This window comes from Pedobacter sp. L105 (assembly GCF_009765875.1).
In the GTDB taxonomy this organism is placed as follows: domain Bacteria; phylum Bacteroidota; class Bacteroidia; order Sphingobacteriales; family Sphingobacteriaceae; genus Pedobacter.
In genome coordinates, this window is sequence record NZ_LMUP01000010.1 from 154634 (window position 1) to 169900 (window position 15267).

At 40.8% G+C, this 15267-nt stretch carries 13 protein-coding genes; 8 read left to right on the plus strand and 5 right to left on the minus strand.

From position 1 onward, the window contains the following. Window positions 1-77: 77 nt before the first annotated feature. Entirely contained in the window at window positions 78-2360 is a 2283-nt protein-coding gene (locus GSQ84_RS22045) for a GH92 family glycosyl hydrolase (RefSeq protein WP_158799535.1), read from the minus strand. Between the two features lie 269 nt (window positions 2361-2629). Between GSQ84_RS22045 and mnmA the strand changes: the two genes are divergently transcribed. Further along, window positions 2630-3721, plus strand: coding sequence for a tRNA 2-thiouridine(34) synthase MnmA (gene mnmA / locus GSQ84_RS22050; RefSeq protein ID WP_158799536.1), 1092 nt, complete (start codon window positions 2630-2632; stop codon window positions 3719-3721). A 91-nt stretch (window positions 3722-3812) separates the two neighbouring features. On the opposite strand, the gene GSQ84_RS22055 is transcribed toward mnmA, so the two are convergent. Then, window positions 3813-4322: a glutathione peroxidase gene (locus tag GSQ84_RS22055; protein ID WP_158799537.1), complete on the minus strand. Its 510-nt coding sequence runs from the start codon at window positions 4320-4322 to the stop codon at window positions 3813-3815. A gap of 226 nt (window positions 4323-4548) precedes the next feature. On the opposite strand from GSQ84_RS22055, the gene topA reads away from it, so the two are divergent. Together topA and GSQ84_RS22065 are read left to right on the plus strand one after the other, a co-directional pair. Next, window positions 4549-7149 (plus strand): type I DNA topoisomerase, encoded by a 2601-nt coding sequence (topA, locus tag GSQ84_RS22060; RefSeq protein WP_158799538.1) that lies wholly within the window; start codon window positions 4549-4551, stop codon window positions 7147-7149. 4 nt (window positions 7150-7153) lie between these two features. Next, on the plus strand, window positions 7154-7558 hold the full coding sequence (locus GSQ84_RS22065; RefSeq protein WP_158799539.1) for a hypothetical protein: 405 nt from the start codon (window positions 7154-7156) through the stop codon (window positions 7556-7558). On the opposite strand, the gene GSQ84_RS22070 is transcribed toward GSQ84_RS22065, so the two are convergent. The 3 genes from GSQ84_RS22070 to GSQ84_RS22080 all read right to left on the minus strand — a co-directional run bounded on the left by GSQ84_RS22070 (window position 7559) and on the right by GSQ84_RS22080 (window position 9080). Continuing rightward, the gene (locus GSQ84_RS22070; RefSeq protein ID WP_158799540.1) at window positions 7559-8251 is read right to left on the minus strand and encodes a lysoplasmalogenase; all 693 of its coding nucleotides are present in this window, start codon (window positions 8249-8251) and stop codon (window positions 7559-7561) included. Between the two features lie 118 nt (window positions 8252-8369). Further along, window positions 8370-8690 carry an RNA-binding protein gene (locus tag GSQ84_RS22075; protein ID WP_158799541.1) on the minus strand — a complete coding sequence of 107 codons (321 nt, stop codon included), beginning with the start codon at window positions 8688-8690 and terminating at the stop codon, window positions 8370-8372. Between the two features lie 147 nt (window positions 8691-8837). Next, the gene (locus GSQ84_RS22080) at window positions 8838-9080 is read right to left on the minus strand and encodes a hypothetical protein (protein ID WP_158799542.1); all 243 of its coding nucleotides are present in this window, start codon (window positions 9078-9080) and stop codon (window positions 8838-8840) included. A 307-nt stretch (window positions 9081-9387) separates the two neighbouring features. Between GSQ84_RS22080 and GSQ84_RS22085 the strand changes: the two genes are divergently transcribed. From GSQ84_RS22085 to lepA, 5 genes are all read left to right on the plus strand, one after another. Next, the gene (locus tag GSQ84_RS22085; RefSeq protein ID WP_158799543.1) at window positions 9388-10533 is read left to right on the plus strand and encodes a methionine aminotransferase; all 1146 of its coding nucleotides are present in this window, start codon (window positions 9388-9390) and stop codon (window positions 10531-10533) included. A gap of 28 nt (window positions 10534-10561) precedes the next feature. Further along, the gene (locus tag GSQ84_RS22090) at window positions 10562-11374 is read left to right on the plus strand and encodes a nitrilase family protein (RefSeq protein WP_174238685.1); all 813 of its coding nucleotides are present in this window, start codon (window positions 10562-10564) and stop codon (window positions 11372-11374) included. Between the two features lie 65 nt (window positions 11375-11439). Then, the gene (locus GSQ84_RS22095) at window positions 11440-12477 is read left to right on the plus strand and encodes a N(4)-(beta-N-acetylglucosaminyl)-L-asparaginase (protein WP_158799544.1); all 1038 of its coding nucleotides are present in this window, start codon (window positions 11440-11442) and stop codon (window positions 12475-12477) included. Window positions 12478-12687: 210 nt separating this feature from the next. Further along, window positions 12688-13428 carry a copper homeostasis protein CutC gene (locus GSQ84_RS22100; RefSeq protein ID WP_158799545.1) on the plus strand — a complete coding sequence of 247 codons (741 nt, stop codon included), beginning with the start codon at window positions 12688-12690 and terminating at the stop codon, window positions 13426-13428. A gap of 30 nt (window positions 13429-13458) precedes the next feature. Beyond that, window positions 13459-15246 (plus strand): translation elongation factor 4, encoded by a 1788-nt coding sequence (gene lepA, locus GSQ84_RS22105; protein WP_158799546.1) that lies wholly within the window; start codon window positions 13459-13461, stop codon window positions 15244-15246. The last annotated feature ends 21 nt before the right edge of the window (window positions 15247-15267 follow it).

A 15267-nucleotide genomic window follows, 5' to 3' on the forward strand; every position in this document is an offset into this window, starting at 1 on the left:
TTTACACCAATAACTATCCAACAAAAAAAGGGCAGGAAAGCTATAACGCCCCTGCCCTTTTGAATAAAATTGTAAAACTACTTCGCAGGTTTACTGCTCATATAAAAAGTAAGTTTACCGCCATTCATGATATCAGCATGTTTAATGGTAAGCGCTGTTAGGGGCTTGCCATTCAGCAATACCTTCTGCACATATACATTCTTATCACTTTGATTAACCGCTTCTACGGTGAAAGTTTTACCGCTCTCTAACTGCAATACCGCAGATTTAACCGCAGGGCTTCCCAATGAATAATCATCTGAACCCGGTGCTACAGGATAAAATCCTAAAGTAGAGAAAATATACCAGGCACTCATCTGTCCGCAATCGTCATTACCACCTAAACCGTCAGGAGACGACTTGTACTGCATCTTCAGGATCATCCTTACCCTCGACTGTGTTTTCCATGGTTGATCTGCCCAGTTGTACAAATACACTACGTGATGCGCAGGTTCATTTCCATGAACATATCCGCCAATAATTCCTTCACGGGTAATATCTTCTGTTTCTGCAAAAAAAGCATCCGGTAAATGCATCGTGAACAATGTATCCAGCTTCAGCGCAAATTTCTTCTTGCCGCCCATATCCTGAATCAGCAATGCAGGGTCCTGAGGAACAAAAAAGCTATAGTTCCATGAATTACCTTCAATAAAACCCTGGCCATTGGTGCTCATGACATCAAAATTCTTCTGGAATGTACCATCAGCCTTTTTAGCGCGCATAAACCCAGTCGATTTATCAAAATTATTTTGCCAGTTGCCAGAACGTTTCATGTATTCCTGGTAAACATCTTGTTTATTCAATTTTTTAGCCAGTTGTGCAATACACCAGTCGTCATAAGCATACTCTAAAGTATTAGAAACTGAAGTGCCGCTTTTTTCCAAAGGAATATAACCTTTATCAATATAATAACCGATTCCTTCATACGATCTGTGGTTAGACGTAGCAATACAAGCTGCAAGCGCTGCTTCAGGATCACCATTGTATACACCTTTAATGATAGCGTCAGTTACTACAGAAACACTGTGGTAACCACTCATACACCAGTTATCATTATTGTATTCCATCCAAACCGGAAGCATTTTTAAAGTACTCTGGTCGTAATGTGCAATCATGGATTTCACCATATCATTATTGCGGGTCGGCTGAATGATATTGAAAAAAGGATGTAAAGCCCTATAGGTATCCCATAAAGAGAAAGTAGTGTAATTGGTGAAATCTTTAGCGTCATGAACACCCTGATCATTTCCTTTATACTGACCGTTTACATCATTATAAGTTGTTGGGTTGATAAAAGCGTGATACATTGCGGTATAAAAATTCACTTTATCATCCTCTGAAGTGTTCACCACAATTTTATTCAGTTCTTTATTCCAGTCGGCTTTAGCTTGTTTCTTTACCTGCTCAAAATCCCATCCCGGAATCTCAGCTTTCATATTCTCCAATGCATTTTCCTGACTTACAGAAGAAATGGCCATTTTCACTTTAATCTTCTCCTGTTCTGTAGTGTTAAAGTCGAAATACATTCTTATCTGCTTGCCAGCTAACTCAGGGAAGTTTTTTGATTGATCAAACTTACCCCAGAATCCATGATAGATTTCTTTTTTATCATAGTTCTTTTGTCCATAAGCCTTAAACGCTTTGGAGAATGACATGGCAAAATAAACTGTTCTTGTTCTTGCCCAGCCATTGGTTTGACGGTAACCTGTTACCAGACTATCGTTCACCACGCGGACATAAGTCCATACATTTTTATCAGGGTAGTTATAAATTCCTGACATTAAATCCAAGATAATGTGCGACTGATCAGATTTCGGGAAAGTATACTGGTGCATACCTACCCTGTTCGTAGCTGTCATTTCTGCAATGATATTATCGTCATCCAGTTTTACCTTATAATACCCTGCTTCGGCAACTTCATTCTGGTGAGAGAATGCAGAGCGAAACCCACTTTTTGGATCAGCTGCTGTACCTGGGTTCATTTGCAATTTACCCTGAGTAGGCATCACCAGGAAATCACCCAGATCTGAATGGCCTGTCCCACTCATATGCGTATGACTAAAACCTACAATTGTATGGTCTTCATATTTATAACCAGCACAATATTTATACACATCACCATTGTACTTGCCATTCTGCTCATAAGATATCGTATCGGTTTCCGGACTCAGCTGTACCGCACCAAAGGGTACTGTAGCGCCGGGAAAAGTATGCCCCATTTTTTCAGTCCCGATAATTGGTCTTACATATTTTGCCAGGTCCTGCTGTGCATTTGCCAGAAATGGTAGGAATAATAAACTGTAGAATAAGTGTTTCTTCATTTATTTGTTGTTAGAGTTATTAATTTCAGCCGGCTAATATATCACATAATGTTCAGGAATAGCTGTAACGTAATTGCTATATCGTTTAATCAATCCCTAATACTCCTTTTTACAAGGATCTGACGGCTCAAAAATGAATATCCGATTAAATTCTGTTATTTTTGTATAATTATTATTGTACCCTAATGAACTTTCAATTTTAAAACAGTCGAAAATTTGGGTTAGCTTGGTTCAAATGAGAGCAAAATAATATTATTAATGAACATAAAATGAGTAAAAAGGGAAGAATTCTGGTGGCCATGAGTGGCGGGGTAGATAGTTCGGTTGCAGCAGTGATGCTCCATGAACAGGGTTATGAAGTTATTGGGTTAACGATGAAGACCTGGGACTATGCAACCTCCGGAAGCAGCAGTAAGGAAACTGGTTGCTGCAGTCTGGATAGCATCAATGATGCCCGTGCACTGGCAGTAAGTTATGGGTTCCCCCATTATATATTAGATATCAGGGAAGAATTTGGCGGTTTTGTGATCGATAATTTTGTTGATGAATATCTGGCAGGCCGCACACCAAACCCATGTGTACTTTGTAATACCCACATCAAGTGGGAAGCATTACTTAAACGTGCCAATAAACTGGACTGCGAATTTATAGCTACAGGTCATTATGCAAACGTAAGAGAGCATACCAATGGAAGACATGTAATCTCTAAAGGCCTGGATGAAAATAAAGATCAGTCTTATGTATTGTGGGGCGTTTCACAGCAAAACCTGGCACGTACTAAATTTCCTCTGGGTTCTTTTGCCAAATCTGATATCAGACAAATGGCTTTAGATATGGGACAGGAAGAACTGGCCAAAAAGAGCGAAAGCTACGAGATCTGTTTTGTACCTGATAACGATTACCGTTCTTTCCTGAAACATAAAGTAGAAGACTTGGAAGACCGTGTATCTGGTGGTAATTTTATTACCAGCGATGGCATGATTGTAGGACAGCATAAAGGTTATCCTTTTTATACTATCGGACAGCGTAAAGGACTAGGTATTGCCTTCGGCGAACCAATGTTTGTAACCCAGATCCTTCCGGAAAGTAATACCGTGATGCTGGGCAGGGCCGCGGAACTGGAAAGAAGCGAAGCCATGGTGCGTAACCTAAACCTCATCAAATACGAAAGTATCAATGAGCCAATGGATAACGTGATCACTAAAATAAGATATAAAGATGCCGGAATGCTGAGTACCATCGTTCAGGAAAAAGATAAAATGCGCGTGGTTTTTGATCACAATGTTTCAGCTATCGCCCCTGGCCAATCGGCTGTTTTCTATGAAGGAAATGACCTCCTGGGTGGCGGATTTTTAATCTAATCATTTTGCCTCATCAGGCAAATTATAATTTTTGACAAAAAAAAGGAGAAGCCCCATCGGAACTTCTCCTTTTTTTATTCAACTTTATTTTTTACAGGTACTTAGTGATCTCTGGGCTCATTGGTTTTACTGGTGAACGGAAACGGTGAACCAGTTCTCCTTTTTCATTGATCAGGAATTTCTCAAAGTTCCATTTGATATCTCCTGTAAAATCAGGATTGCTCGCTGTGGTCAGGTATTGAAAGATCGGATTAATGTCATTTCCCTTCACACTAACTTTTTCGCTCAATAAAAAAGTTACCCCAAAATTCTTATGACAAAAGTCCTGGATCTCAGAATTTGTGGCCAGCTCCTGTCCGCCGAAATTGCCTTCAGGGAAGCCAATCAACACAACATCTTTGCCATATTGTTTGTGCAATTTTTCCAGATCTTCATACTGTGGCGTATAGCCGCATTTCGAAGCTGTGTTAATAATTAAGATTTTTTTACCCTTGAATTGAGCCATCTTAACTTCTTTACCATCAATTGTTTTGAAGGTAAAGTCATAGATGCTTTGAGGCGGGGTAAATAACAAGCTAAATAGGATCAATAGTGTATTCATGGTTTTATTTTTTTATAGTAAACGAATATAAGAACAAATAAGTTGCCTGTATATAATATTAAGGTAAACTTGATGCAGCACCTGCTGATTTACGGGACAAATGTCCTGTTGGTTTTGAGAAAATCGCAATAATTTTAAGCGCCTAATTCAAGTATTTCATTTTTATTATGAATAGAATTTGGATTTTAGGCTTAATTATAGTTTTATTTGCAGAAAAACGTTCTGGATGGCCAAGAATTTATTAATAGTTGAATCACCTGCAAAGGCAAAAACAATAGAAGGGTATTTGGGTAAAGATTTCCTTGTCAAATCTAGCTATGGTCACATTCGTGACCTGGTGAAGGGAGATATGGGGATCGATACAGCCAATGACTTTGCCCAGACCTATGAAGTGCCTGCTGACAAAAAGCAGGTGGTCGCTGAACTGAAGAAGTTAGCCAAGGAAGCCGAAATGGTATGGCTAGCATCCGATGAAGACCGTGAAGGGGAAGCAATTTCATGGCACTTATTTGAAACCCTCGGACTTAAAGAAGCTACCACTAAAAGAATTGTTTTTCATGAGATTACCAAGCCCGCTATATTAAAGGCTATAGACTCTCCAAGAACAATCGATTATAATTTGGTTAATGCACAGCAGGCAAGACGTGTGCTGGACAGGCTGGTTGGTTTTGAACTTTCACCGGTACTCTGGAAAAAAGTTAAACCTTCTTTATCTGCCGGACGTGTACAATCCGTAGCTGTTCGTCTAATTGTAGACAGAGAGCGCGAAGTCAATAAGTTTAATGCTGCTGCAGCCTATAAAATTACAGCCAGGTTTAGTACTGGAAAAGGCAGGGAACTTGTAAAGGCAGAACTGCCACAGCGGTTTGAGCAGGAAGCAGATGCAGAGAAATATATCAACGACTGTATCAGTGCCGGATTTAAAGTGAGCCATCTGGAAACAAAACCGGCAAAACGTAATCCTGCAGCTCCTTTTACAACATCTACTTTACAGCAGGAAGCATCCCGCAAATTGGGATATCCTGTGTCAAGAACAATGCAGATCGCCCAGCGTTTATATGAAAGCGGAAAGATCACATACATGAGAACAGATTCCGTGAATTTATCTGAAACAGCATTAACTGCTGCCGCAAATGAGATCAATTCGGCATACGGACAAAAATATCACCACCAAAGGACTTATAAAACCAAATCCGCAGGTGCTCAGGAAGCGCATGAGGCCATTCGTCCTACTTACTTTGATCAGCATACGATCACGGGAGATAGTTCTGAACAGCGCCTGTATGAGCTGATCTGGAAACGTGCTATCGCTTCTCAAATGAGCGAAGCACTGTTTGAAAAAACTACTGCACACATCGATGTAAGCACAAGACCCGAATACCTGGTTGCTGAAGGTGAAGTTATGAAGTTTGATGGTTTCCTTAAAGTTTACCTGGAATCCAGTGATGATGAAGAACACGAAGATGCAGACAATGAAAACATCCTTCCTCCATTAACTAATGGTCAGGATCTTTCACTAAGGGTAATGAGTGCCACTGAGCGTTTCTCCCGCCCGCCTGCAAGATATACAGAGGCCAGCCTGGTAAAAAAACTGGAAGAATTAGGCATTGGCCGACCATCTACTTATGCACCAACTATTTCTACGATACAGAATCGTGGTTATGTAGTGAAAGAAGACCGCGATGGACGTAACCGTTCTTTCGGTTCGATCGTGCTGGAAGATGGCAAGGTAACCAAGTCTGTAAAAATGGAGATCACCGGTGCAGAAAAATCAAAGCTCTTCCCTACTGATATTGGTGAAGTAGTAAACGATTTCCTGGTAGAACATTTTAAAGGTATCGTTGATTTTAACTTCACCGCTAACGTGGAGAAAGAATTTGATGAGATTGCCCAGGGTTTACAGAACTGGACAAAAATGCTGCATGCCTTTTACACCCCTTTCCATAAGGAAGTAGAAGTAACTACAGAAACAGCAGAAAGAGCCAATGGCGAACGCCTGCTGGGTGTTGATCCCGCAAGCGGCAGAAATGTATATGCCAAGGTAGGTAAGTTTGGCCCGCTGGTACAGATTGGCCAGGTAGATGACGAGGAGAAACCAAAGTATGCTAGCCTGATGAAATCTCAGTCGGTAGCAACAGTAAGTCTTGAAGATGCACTAGAGCAGTTCAGGTTGCCTTTCCATCTGGAAAATTACCAGGATAAAGAAGTATCTGTTGGTGTAGGCCGTTTTGGTCCTTATGTGAAGTGGGGAGAAACTTATATTTCTATCCCTAAAAATGAAGATCCTTTAACAGTTGATCAGGCCCGTGCGGTACAGATCATCGATGAAAAAATAACTGCTGATGCGCCTGTAGCACATTATGACGGCTTGCCTGTAACTAAAGGAACAGGACGTTTCGGGCCGTTTATCAAATGGAACGACCTCTTTATTAACGTGCCTAAAGCTTATGATTTTGATAACCTGACGGATGATGGAATCAGGGAGCTCATCGCTAAAAAAGTAGAAAAAGAGTCTAACCGTTTTATTCAACAATGGCCTGCAGAAAAGATAGCTATTGAAAACGGCAGATGGGGTGCTTTTATCCGCTTTGGTAAAGATATGCTGAAACTGGGAAGAAACCCGGCTACCAATGAAAAGTATGTTCAGGATGAACTTGCTGTACTTTCACTGGAAGATATTAAAAAATTAATTGTGGAGCAGGTTCCCAATGCTTTTGAACCTAAAGCCACTAAAAAGAAAGCTGCTGGTACAAAAGTTGCAGCAAATAAAACAGCTGCCGTAAAAAAAGCCCCGGCTAAAAAGAAAGCAGCAGTAAAAAAGAAATAAGCATATGAAGAAGGATCTGCCGGAAAATATTGTACAGGACATGGCCATGGCAGTGGTACTGATGGGTGAAACCCCGGAAGTAAAAAACTGGACGGTTTATCTGGTGAACTTAAAAAATGTTCAGATAGAAAATGTGCTCATCAGTTCAAAGGGATATGGAGAGAAAGACGGAAGGGTTGTAAAAACTTCCGTCCTTCGTCATTTTTTGGGTGATATCCCGGCAAATTCTTATAAAGGTGTGGAAGCAATTGATACCGAGGTTTTCGGACTCACCAATGAATACTGGCTCAGCTATTACATCAACGGTGTTATTTACGACAAGAAGTTCATCTTCCTGCCGGAAAGTATTGTCGATGAAAATTTAATCAGGATCCCACTGGTAAATAAACCAGGGGTGATGATCAAATAGTTAATCAGAAAACTTACGGATTAGTTTTCTTTCTATCCCCCCTATCACAATGAGGTATTGTGCAATTCCATATAGGATCAATACCAGTAAGGAAGACAAGTCGAAAGGTTTTACAAATCGGCCGTAGGCCAATACTGCATCTGACGCTACCAGGCAGATGACCCCCGCAAGGATCAGTTTAAAACTTTCCGTATTTACGCGTAAATTTCTAAATGCAGCCATCATCACCAGCAATGCACTGATCATCACATAAACCAACACCGGCAACTTCATAATGGCCAGGTGAGGCCTCAGATAAAAATAAAATGCCGGAAAAATTAAGGCTGCACTAAGAATCGCTACCCTTGCTCCTTTTTTATCCAGTTCCTGCGCAGAGCGAAAATCCAGGTAAAATGCCCGGATATAACAAATATGAAAAATAGCGTAAGCAATCATTCCATATAAAACATAAGAAGGATTATAAGCCTGTATCATAAATAGTGTATTACCTGTAAGGGCAAACACCAGCCCGCTAAAGAGCCTCCGGTGAAAACGCCCCTTAAGCTTTGTAGAAATACAAAAGTTTACCAGCAACGCAATAGTAATACAAGGCTGAAGGATATACGTAAGATATATCCAGTGGTTCCCGACAGCAAACAGCACCAACAAAAAGATCAGTACATAAATCGAGTTAAAGATCAAATGTTTTTTCATGCGTTTATATTCGGCAGAACCGTGTATCATCCAGAGAATAAGAACCAGGATTTTTTTAAAAAAAATCCTGGTTCTCTATGTGATGATAGAAAAGTAGAGCTAATAGAGAAAAAGCTAATTAATAGCTTCTTTCCCTGTTATTGTTGTTGCGTTTGAAGCCACCGCCACCACCGCCGGCATTTCCGCCACCAGTACTTGGTTTTTCTTGTGCTTCAGCAACTTTGATACGGTTACCATTGTAATCACCACCGTTCATTCTCTTGATCGCTTCTTTAGCCTCTTCGTCTACTGGCATCTCTACGAAACCAAAACCACGACTCTGACCAGTTTCACGATCTTTGATAATTCTTAGTGATTTTACCTGACCGAAATCGCCAAATACGGCTGTTAATTCATCTTCCCCTACTTCTAAAGGAAGGCCTGTAATAAATATCTTCATTAATGTTTAAAAATTTCTTCAAAGGTACAGAAAACCGACCTTTTATTTGCAATAGAAGTGTAAGTAATCAATAAAAAAAACGATTAATTGTGTGTTTTTCAACAAAAACAGACCATGCCCGGTTTAACTGTAATTTAATTAACAGCATTATGTCAACAGCGCCCCCTTAAGTTTAAAGTTTTTCTGCATGCAGAAGTCCCTGCCATCGTGGTTCCATTCCAGCATCACCTCCCACGAACCTTCCGGGCAATCATCAACGGGAATGGTCAACGAACCACTTTCATCACTTCTTAAAAATTTTATGGGCTGTTTGATGCTTACATCAGACATACAGTTAAAGAAGACCTTAACTGCCACAGGATGGTCGAAACTAAAAGTCAGCGTTTTCATAGTCGTAAAGTTTTAAACTTTGTTCAACTATTCTCCGCTAATAGTTGACAAATTGATTCAAACGTAAAACAAACAATTGATTCTTATTGTTTTACAGAAAGGTGAATATTTTATAAAATTTAAATTTATTTTTTTAAAGTCGATTTAGCAAGTTGTTTCTTGTCAGTATTTTTGGACGTTTCATGAGTTAGTTAACGGTCTTTTTCAAAGTTCATCCTTAAAATATATGCGTATAATTGTTCGTTATGACATTAAATAAACCCTTAATGGACCATAAAAAAGAAATATTTTCTAATTTCGTAGTTACATGATCAATACCTACTCTAAACTTCCGGGAACAGCAAACAGTATTTTTTCTGTAATGTCTCAGCTTGCCGCAGAACATAATGCCATTAATTTATCTCAGGGTTTCCCTGATTATGACTGCGATCCAAAACTGATCGACCTGGTAGCCGATGCCATGAAAAGCGGTAATAACCAGTATGCGCCAATGGCCGGCCTTCCCGCTTTAAAAGAATTGGTAGCCAATAAGGTTAATCTTCAATATGGTTCCAACTATCATCCTGATACAGAAGTAACCATTACAGCCGGTGGTACACAGGCTATATTTACGATTTTAACGGCTTGTATACAGGCCGGAGATGAAGTGATCATTTTTGAACCTGCTTATGATGCCTATGCGCCTATTATAAAAATGATGGGCGGATTGGTGAAGTCTTATGAAATGGCGCCTCCCGATTATGATATAGACTGGGAAATGGTGAAAAAACTCTTTTCATCCAGTACTAAGATGATCATCCTGAACAGCCCCCATAATCCTACCGGCAGCGTGCTGAAAGATAAAGATATACAGGCGCTGATCAAATTAACAAAGGATACAAACGTGATGATCCTGAGTGACGAGGTATATGAACACCTGGTTTATGATGGGGAAAAACATCAATCCATGGCTTTGTATCCCGAACTGCGGGAACGTTCTTTTATCGTTGCTTCATTTGGTAAACTCCTGCATGCCACAGGATGGAAAGTGGGTTACTGTATTGCACCAGAAAATCTAATGAAGGAATTCAGAAAGATCCATCAGTTTAATGTATTCAGCGTAAATACACCTATGCAGGTGGGTATCGCCAATTATTTAAGAGATCCCTCTATTTACCTGGGACTAGCTGATTTTTTCCAGCAGAAACGTGACCTGTTTAGGTTCCTGCTTGGTCAAACCAAATTTAATTTGTTACCTTGTAAAGGTTCTTACTTCCAGTGTGTAACTTATGGGCACTTTAGTGAGGAAGAAGATACCGTTTTAGCTAAACGTTTAATCACAGATTATGGCGTAGCAACGATACCCGTCTCAGCGTTTTACATGAGGAATACAGACCATAAGGTACTCCGATTCTGTTTTGCTAAAAAACAGGAAACATTAGAAAGATCCGTTGAAAGACTAATAAAACTATAATTTACATGCCTCCTTAGTAGATCATTATATGGAAAGTCCAAGTTATCTCAATATTAATAATCTCAAAATCACCATTTTTCAGGCTTATTTATTTTGGGAAAATGTCGACAAAAACTTGCAGAATATATCCCTGCGTTTGTCATCAGGCGTAAAAGAAAAAACAGACCTTATTGTTTTACCGGAAATGTTCAATACCGGTTTTAGCATGAATGCCGAAGCACTCGCCGAAGAAATGGACGGAAAAACCATGACCTGGATGGCCGCTGCCGCTGCAAAATATGATTGCGTGATCACCGGAAGTTTAATCATCAGCGAGAACGGTCATTATTATAACCGTATGATCTGGATGCTGCCAACAGGAAAATACGAACATTACGATAAAAGGCACCTCTTTGGAATGGGTGCAGAAGATGAAAACTATACCGCAGGACAGAAAAAGGTTGTTGTAGAATTAAAAGGCTGGAAAATAAGACTCGCTATCTGTTACGACCTGAGGTTCCCGGTTTACCTGCGGAATCATGATGCAGCTTACGATATCCTGCTGATCATTGCCAGCTGGCCTGATAAACGGATTGCACATTGGAAAGCGCTGATCCCGGCAAGGGCCATTGAAAACCAGAGTTATGTGATCGCCGTTAACCGTGTTGGGCATGATGGTAATGAAATTTACCATAGCGGACACTCTATGTGTATAGATGCCTATGGAAATACGGTTTATTATAAACCTGAAGACGAGGATTTATATACTTTTAGTATTAGTTACGACGAATTAGTGAAAATCAGAAGACAATTTCCTTTTTTAAAGGATGCGGATGATTTTTTTCTTACAGATGAGGCATAAGTTCTGCTTTTAATTTTTTTTAGGTATTCTTGTATTCATATAGATTCAACTAAACCGTTTTTTAAATGTTCGACCGTAGAAAGTTCATCAAAAGCTCTGCCCTTACCGCTTCACTCCTTGCCATAGATAAAACCGGCATTGCCAGTGTCCTTCCAAAAGCCCCTACTTCTGCCGATAGTGTTAAACCATTGGTTATTTCTACCTGGGATTTTGGTATCGCTGCCAATCATGCCGCATGGGATGTATTGTCTGCCGGTGGCCGATCACTGGATGCAGTAGAAAAAGGGGTCCAGGTACCGGAGGCTGATCCTAAAAATCAGTCGGTAGGTTATGGAGGAATGCCCGACAGGGATGGAAAGGTTACCCTGGATGCCTGTATCATGGATGAAGATGGAAATTGCGGTTCTGTAGCGGCTTTAGAACATATTATGCATCCCATATCTGTAGCCAGAATGGTGATGGAAAAAACTCCCCATGTGATGCTGGTTGGCGATGGTGCTTTACAGTTTGCCCTCGAAAATGGCTTCCAGAAAATCAACCTCCTTACCCCTGAAAGTGAAAAAGCATGGAAAGAATGGCTCAAAACGGCAAAATATCAGCCGGTGATGAATATAGAAAATAAGTTATATGATAAAGCAGCGCCTACCCACCTGCCTGGTAACCAGTATAACCACGATACGATAGGTATGCTGGCACTGGATGCTAAAGGTAATCTTTCTGGTGCCTGTACCACCAGCGGCATGGCCTTTAAGTTACACGGGCGTGTTGGCGACAGCCCAATTATCGGTGCCGGTTTATATATTGATAACGAAGTTGGAGGTGCTACCTCAACCGGCGTAGGTGAAGAAGTGATCCGTAATGTAGGCAGCTTCCTGGTCGTTGAATTAATGCGCCAGGGATATCCACCTGAAGAAGCTTGTAAAGAAGCCGTAATGAGGATTATCAAAAGAAAACCCGCTAAAGCAAAAGAAATACAGGTAGGTTTTCTGGCCCTGAATAAAAAAGGACAGTACGGTGCTTATGCCATACAAAAAGGGTTCAGCTTTGCGGTTTGTAATGAAGAAAACAAAAGTCTGCTGATCCCCGCAAAAAGTTATTACTAATCATCAATTCGCTGCTATCGGCAGGAATTTGTATCAATCAGATGATCATTTGATTATCAAAAAAGTGGTTACCCTATAAAGGAGATCATTAATTGATTCAAGCTATCAGTATTGAATTTGTATCAATCAGATGATCATCTGATATCAAAAAGGTGTTTACCCTATAAAGGAGATCATGATCAAAAGATGATCTCCTGTTAAATTTGTCGTATGATTGAAATGGAAGTTTGTGCCAATTGTGTTAGCTCTGCCCTGGAGGCTCAGCTAGGCGGCGCAGTACGTGTAGAACTTTGTGCCAGCCTTACTGAAGGAGGTACCACGCCTAGTTATGCAGAAATCGTCATGGCAAAGAGAATGCTGGATATCCAGGTTTTCCCTATTATCAGGCCCAGAGGAGGTGATTTTCTATACACCGACCTGGAGTTTGAACTGATGAAAGAAGATATCCGGATCTGCAAAGAATTAAATTGCGAGGGTATCGTTACAGGAATCCTGACAGCAGAAGGTAAAGTTGACCTGCCGCGATGTGCAGAGTTGGTCGAGCTGGCAAAGCCGATGCAGGTTGCCTTCCATCGCGCTTTTGACATGACAACAGATCTGGAAGAGGCGCTGGAAGATATTATTCAATTAGGCTTTGTCCGTATATTAACCTCCGGTGGAAAAGCTTCTGCCCTGGAAGGTGCGTTAATCCTCTCCAAGTTGATTCTCCTTGCCGGCGACAGGATCAGCATTATGCCGGGAGCTGGTGTACATACCGGCAATATCGCGGAGATCATCAGCCTTACCGGCGCCAAAGTATTTCATGCTTCCGCCAGGAAAACTGTAGATAGTGCCATGCTTTTCCGTAACCAGGATTTGAACATGGGTGCTGATGCAGATGAATACAGTACTTCCCTCACAGATGCCACTCTGGTCAATAAATTACTCGAACTGGCAAACAGTGCAGAATAATCAAGCGAATATTCTATATTTGCGGCACTGATGAAGCACATACGTAATTTTTGCATAATTGCACATATTGATCACGGGAAGAGCACTCTGGCCGACCGTTTATTGGAATATACCAACACAATCACCCAGCGAGAGTCTCAGGCTCAGCTGCTTGATGATATGGATCTGGAACGGGAACGTGGTATTACCATAAAAAGTCACGCTATCCAGATGGATTACGTTCAGGATGGACAACCTTATATATTCAACCTGATTGACACTCCCGGACACGTCGATTTTTCTTATGAAGTTTCACGTTCTATTGCTGCCTGTGAAGGTGCTTTATTAATCGTTGATGCCTCACAAGGGATACAGGCACAAACCATCTCTAACCTTTATCTGGCTTTAGAGCATGATCTGGAAATCATTCCTATTTTAAATAAAATGGATCTTCCGGGTGCTATGCCAGAAGAAGTAAAAGATCAGATCATTGAACTGATTGGCTGTAAAAGAGAAGATATCATTCCTGCTTCCGGAAAAACGGGCTTAGGTGTACATGACATCCTGCGGGCTATTGTAGACCGTGTCCCGGCTCCTACTGGAAATCCTGATGGTGAACTGCAGGCACTGATCTTTGATTCTGTTTTTGATTCATTCCGTGGTATCGTGGCTTATTTTAAAGTTTTAAACGGGGAGATCCGCAAAAAAGATAAAGTAAAGTTTGTAGCTACCGGAAAAGAATATATTGCTGAGGAAGTAGGTACGTTAAAATTAAAACAATCACCCAAAGATGTCATCAAAACAGGTGACGTTGGTTATATCATTTCTGGTATTAAAGAAGCCAGGGAAGTAAAAGTTGGAGATACGATTACCCATAAAGACCGCCCGAGTTCAGAGCCGATCAAAGGTTTTGAGGAAGTAAAACCAATGGTTTTCGCCGGTATTTATCCCGTAGATACAGATGAATTTGAGGACCTTCGTGAAGCAATGCATAAACTGCAGCTCAATGATGCTTCTATTGTATTTGAACCAGAATCTTCAGCAGCATTAGGCTTTGGCTTCCGTTGCGGATTCCTGGGCATGCTACATATGGAGATCATCCAGGAGCGTTTGGAGCGTGAGTTCGATATGACGGTAATTACTACTGTTCCCAACGTATCTTATCAGGCCCTGACTACTAAGGACGATCTGATCAGCGTGAATAACCCTTCAGACCTTCCTGATCCAAGTAAATTGCAATATGTAGAAGAGCCTTATATCAAGGCGAATATCATTACTAAGTCTGAGTTCGTAGGACCGGTAATGTCATTGTGTATCCAGAAAAGAGGGGCCATCGTTAATCAGTCTTACCTGACTTCAGATCGCGTAGAGCTGGTGTTTGAAATCCCTATGGGAGAGATTGTGTTCGACTTCTACGACCGGCTGAAAACCATTTCCAAAGGTTATGCTTCTTTTGATTATCACCAGATAGGTTATCGTAAGTCTGATTTGGTGAGATTAGATATCCTGTTGAATGCTGAACCAGTAGATGCACTTTCATCATTGATCCACCGCAGTAATTCTTATGATTTCGGTAAGAAAATCTGTGAGAAATTAAGAGAACTCATTCCGCGTCAGCAATTTGAGATTATTATCCAGGCTTCTATTGGTGCCAAGATCATTGCCAGGGAAACAGTGAAAGCCCTGCGTAAAGACGTTACAGCCAAATGTTATGGTGGTGATATCTCCCGTAAACGTAAGCTGTTGGAGAAACAGAAAAAAGGTAAAAAACGTATGCGCCAGGTAGGTAATGTGGAGATTCCACAGTCTGCATTTATGGCCGTATTGAAGTTAGATTAATTTAAGTACATTAAAATATAG

What these genes read in the sequence shown, in the direction of transcription:
- GSQ84_RS22080 (WP_158799542.1), bottom strand. Translation starts at nt 9,080, where the DNA reads ATGAAAACGCTGACTTTTAGTTTCGACCATCCTGTGGCAGTTAAGGTC.
- GSQ84_RS22070 (WP_158799540.1), bottom strand. Translation starts at nt 8,251, where the DNA reads ATGAAAAAACATTTGATCTTTAACTCGATTTATGTACTGATCTTTTTG.
- GSQ84_RS22045 (WP_158799535.1), bottom strand. Translation starts at nt 2,360, where the DNA reads ATGAAGAAACACTTATTCTACAGTTTATTATTCCTACCATTTCTGGCA.
- GSQ84_RS22075 (WP_158799541.1), bottom strand. Translation starts at nt 8,690, where the DNA reads ATGAAGATATTTATTACAGGCCTTCCTTTAGAAGTAGGGGAAGATGAA.
- lepA (WP_158799546.1), top strand. Translation starts at nt 13,459, where the DNA reads ATGAAGCACATACGTAATTTTTGCATAATTGCACATATTGATCACGGG.
- GSQ84_RS22100 (WP_158799545.1), top strand. Translation starts at nt 12,688, where the DNA reads ATGATTGAAATGGAAGTTTGTGCCAATTGTGTTAGCTCTGCCCTGGAG.
- GSQ84_RS22095 (WP_158799544.1), top strand. Translation starts at nt 11,440, where the DNA reads ATGTTCGACCGTAGAAAGTTCATCAAAAGCTCTGCCCTTACCGCTTCA.
- mnmA (WP_158799536.1), top strand. Translation starts at nt 2,630, where the DNA reads ATGAGTAAAAAGGGAAGAATTCTGGTGGCCATGAGTGGCGGGGTAGAT.
- GSQ84_RS22090 (WP_174238685.1), top strand. Translation starts at nt 10,562, where the DNA reads ATGGAAAGTCCAAGTTATCTCAATATTAATAATCTCAAAATCACCATT.
- topA (WP_158799538.1), top strand. Translation starts at nt 4,549, where the DNA reads ATGGCCAAGAATTTATTAATAGTTGAATCACCTGCAAAGGCAAAAACA.
- GSQ84_RS22085 (WP_158799543.1), top strand. Translation starts at nt 9,388, where the DNA reads ATGATCAATACCTACTCTAAACTTCCGGGAACAGCAAACAGTATTTTT.
- GSQ84_RS22055 (WP_158799537.1), bottom strand. Translation starts at nt 4,322, where the DNA reads ATGAATACACTATTGATCCTATTTAGCTTGTTATTTACCCCGCCTCAA.
- GSQ84_RS22065 (WP_158799539.1), top strand. Translation starts at nt 7,154, where the DNA reads ATGAAGAAGGATCTGCCGGAAAATATTGTACAGGACATGGCCATGGCA.